At 45.0% G+C, this 4,246-nt stretch carries 2 protein-coding genes; both read left to right on the top strand.

Annotated features, from left to right (window positions below; all coding sequences use genetic code 11):
• Nucleotides 1-698: 698 nt before the first annotated feature.
• Nucleotides 699-1,259, top strand: a complete 561-nt coding sequence (locus tag VN105_RS24485) for an RNA polymerase sigma factor (protein WP_325645183.1) — start codon at nucleotides 699-701, stop codon at nucleotides 1,257-1,259.
• A gap of 559 nt (nucleotides 1,260-1,818) precedes the next feature.
• Nucleotides 1,819-4,173, top strand: coding sequence for a TonB-dependent receptor (locus VN105_RS24480; RefSeq protein ID WP_325645181.1), 2,355 nt, complete (start codon nucleotides 1,819-1,821; stop codon nucleotides 4,171-4,173).
• Nucleotides 4,174-4,246: the final 73 nt, after the last annotated feature.

Genomic DNA, 4,246 nt, shown 5'->3' with positions numbered 1-4,246 from the left:
AATTACAGAACGGTGAAAATTTTGAATTATCTGAAGGGATGAGTTATGTTGTGTCAGATAACCTGAGTGTTCATCGTTCTGTTTCAAAAGGCGGTGTAAAACTCCTGATTGTAGATGGCGATTTTCTGCAGCCGCTGGTATAATCTGTTTCTCTTGTTGCTTCTATTTCTTTCTTTGTTGTTACTGCCACAGGGTCGGCATAGCGGGGGCATCTGTTTTTCCTCTTTCTTTGTAATTACGGCCACAGGCCCGGGTGCAGCATCTGTTTCTCTTTGCTTCTATCTTTTTCTTTGTGGTTACTGCTATAGGGTCGGCATGGCGAGGACATCTGTTTCTCCTCTTTCTTTGTAATTACGGCCACAGGCCCGGGTGCAACTGGCAACTGGTTAATCCTTCCCAGGGTTTCGGTGTTCCTTTTTTACAGGTAACCATTTGGTTCCATTTTTATGATTTTTTGTAATATGTACATTGTCTGTAACCCGCCATGGCATTGAATATTCGCACTTCTAAAACATTCGTGCTTAACAATGGGTTAACCACTCCCGATGTTTTATAGCGTTACTTTTAATCCGGATTTCGGGAAAGGGAATCCAAAATAAACCACTTTCAACCACCGTGTTAAACCATGGAAAATTTGATTTTCTAACACCGGACCGTCAATAATTTTTCCTAAACCAGTTTCTCAAAAAGGAATGAGAATGCAACAAAACAACCAAGATGCCGTCCTGCTGGAGCTGCTCAAAAATGGTAGCGTTGACGCTTTTACAACAGTGTACAAAAAGTACAACCGCATCCTGATGATGCTGGCAGCAGATATGCTGAAAGACAAAGACAAAGCACAGGATGTTCTCCAGGAATTTTTTCTGGATTTCTGGCAGAAGAAGTTATTCCTGAAAATTGATGCTAACTACCAGAACCGCGACAGTACCAGTATTATGAAAAGTTATCTTTACGCCAGTGTGCGTAACCGCTGTCTCAACAAAATTACCCGGGAAAGGAAATTTTCCTGTGTAATTCCCGACGAGGCTTTTTTACCAAATGATCCGCTGGAAAGTAAAGAGATCTACTGCCAGGTGAACATTGCGCTGAAAAAGAAAGTGCCGCCTAAATCCTCTACCGCCTTCCGTTTAAGACATTACGATCAGAAGAGCCATAAAGAAATAGCAGAGGAAATGAATACCAGTATTCAAACAGTGAAAAACCAGATTGGTACTGCCGTAAAGATTTTACGCGGTTACTTTGCGCCTGCCCACCTGTAATCCTTACTTTAATCAAATAGATGCCTGTTACCCAAATCCCTTCAATGGGTAACGGGGTGGATTTGCCTTTATGGTCATCCTGGTGGACTTTTTTGGAAGTTCACCAGGAAGCATCCTTTTGCGGGGAAACTGCTGGTGGCCTATGCTTCCAGGAATGTGCTTTATAAGGTTCCTTATATGTGTAGGATCCTCCGCAGATAGCTGATGGCCTATGTTTCCCAGGAATGCGCCTAACAGAAGGCTATTTATGTGTGTAGGAACTTCCGCAGATAGCTGATGGCCTATGTTTCCCAGGAACGCGCCTAACAAAAGGCTACTTATATGTGTAGGAACTTCCGCAGACTGCTGTTGGCCAATCTTTACCAGGAATGTGCCCGGTACAAAATGTTACTTATATGCGCTGGAACCTCCCGCTGGCAGCGGAAATAGTGCCGGCCTGCAAAAGAGTTGCCTCTGTGGATAAATAATTATTTCCCGATCTCGTAAATCGTTTTCCCGATACAGTACACAATTTGGTCTTTTCTGACTGCAACTTTGCGGCGTAAATGATAAGACCAACATGACAAGGGCATACCTTTTTCTTACTTTTTTCCTGCTCCCTTTTACAATGATATATGCCGGGACGCCGGACGAAGGAGCCAATAACACCATTCAGGGCGTTATTACCACATCAGATGGACACCCCGCCACAAACGTAACCGTTATCCTGAAAGGCATTGCAAAAGGAATGATCACCAATCAAAGCGGCGAATTTCTCTTTAAAAATATCCCCGATGGTAACTATGAGCTGGAAGTATCCATGGTGGGGTTTGAAACCATCAGGCGAAACGTTGCCGTGGTAAACGGCAAAAGTGTGCTCCTCCGGATAGAACTGAAAACATCTTCCCAAAACCTCGAAGAAGTGGTAGTAGCCACCGGCGGAAACCGTTTTGCCAAAAAAGAAAGCGAGGACGTATCCAAACTGCCGCTAAAGAACCTGGAAAACCCACAGGTGTACAGCGTAGTAGGGAAGGAACTGATGAAAGAACAGCTGGTAACGGATTATAACAGTGCGTTTAAAAATATCCCCGGAGCAGGTATTCCCATTGTATACAACCAGGGAAGAAGTTCCGCCACTTCCCGGGGCTTCACTACCGCTAATCTTGTACGTAATGGCGTAGGTAGTTTCGTGTACTCCAATGTGGACCCCGCCAACCTTGAACGCATAGAAGTGATCAAAGGACCCTCTGCCACACTTTTTGGCAGCACCCTCTCTTCTTTCGGCGGCTTGTTTAACCGGGTCACCAAAAAGCCGTTCGACAGCTTCAAAGGGGAAGCATCCTACTCCGGTGGGAGCTGGGACCTGAACCGGCTCACACTTGATATTAATACACCGGTGAATGAACAAAAAACAGCGTTGTTCCGGTTCAATGGCGCTATTCACAGTGAACGCAGCTTCCAGGATGCCGGCTTCAGTAAAAACTACTTACTGGCGCCCAGCTTCTCCTACAAGGTAAACGACCGGCTCACTATTTTACTGGATGTGGAAATGAGCGGCTATAAAGCTACTTCTCCTACAAGGTTGAGCCCTTACACCAAAGGAAAGGCACACAGTGTTGAGGAACTGGGAATGCCCTATAAACTTTCTTTTGCCAATAACTCCATGTTTTACACCAGCCAGCAGATGAACGTTTTTGGCCAGATAAAATATAAGTTGTCGGACAAATGGACATCACAAACCGTGTTTTCCCGTACCCGGTCTACTTCCGACGGTTTCACTACCCAGTTGAATATGTTGAGCGACAGCACACTGCGGCAAGCCGTTACCTCCCAAACCTATCCTTATTACGGTACAGATATCCAGCAAAACTTTATCGGCGATTTCCATATAGGTAACATGCGCAACCGGCTGGTGGTAGGAGTGGACTTTTACAGCCTGCGCGCTTCCCGGAATGATACTATCGTAAATATGCCAGCCCTGAATTACAGGAACCCGGGAGATGCCTATTATAATTTCAATAAGGACAATGTAACACCCATGTTTGCCAAACTGAAATTCCTGGCCTTCGACAGCAACCGTGAAAATACTTACAGCGCCTATTTTTCAGATGTGATCAATATCACGGAACAGTTACTGGTAATGGCCAGCTTAAGACTGGATAATTACCATAATCTTGGTGCCTATTACCCTGCTAAGGATCTTACTGTTGGTAATTATACCCAAACTGCTTTATCGCCCAAATTCGGGATCGTATACCAGGTGATTAAAGACAGGATGTCGCTCTTTGCCAATTATATGAATGGATTCCAGAACCAATCGGGTACTGACTTTGACGGTAATACTTTTAAGCCGCAACAGGCCAACCAGGTAGAAGGAGGGATTAAAGCAGATCTGTTTAATGAAAAATTAAATGCTACCCTGAGTTATTATGATATTTCTGTTACCAATTCTGTATATGATGATCCTGCCCACAGCGGGTTCTCACTTCAGAACGGGACCCAGCTCAGCAGGGGTTTTGAAGCAGAAGTAATTGCCAACCCGGTTCCAGGGTTAAATATCATTGCAGGTTATGCCTATAATGAAAGTAAAATGGATAAGGCCGATGCCAAGTTCCAGGGATTACGGCCATCGGCAGCGGGGCCAGCCACCACCGCTAATCTTTGGGTGAGCTATCGTCTTGTGCGTGGCGAAGCCAAAGGCCTCGGGTTTGCCTTTGGTGGAAACTACGGCAGCCAGTCGTTTCAAACCAACACTAATACCTTTGCATTCACCATACCTTCCTATACTGTACTGGATGGCTCCCTGTTCTACGACAGGCCCGCATACCGTATCGGGTTGAAGGTGGATAATATTACCAATGAAAAGTATTGGTCGAACCGCCTGGCAGCACAAAATCCAACCAGGGTGACAGCCAATCTTACTATTAAGTTTTAAGCATTCACTGCAGGAGAAGTGATTTCTCCTGCAGTTACTTATCTTCCTACAAGCTATATAAATGCTGCTCTTT

Source organism: Chitinophaga sp., from assembly GCF_035564935.1.
Lineage (GTDB): Bacteria > Bacteroidota > Bacteroidia > Chitinophagales > Chitinophagaceae > Chitinophaga.
Note: the sequence above shows the minus strand (reverse complement) of the source record. Positions and strands in the feature narration are given on the sequence as shown.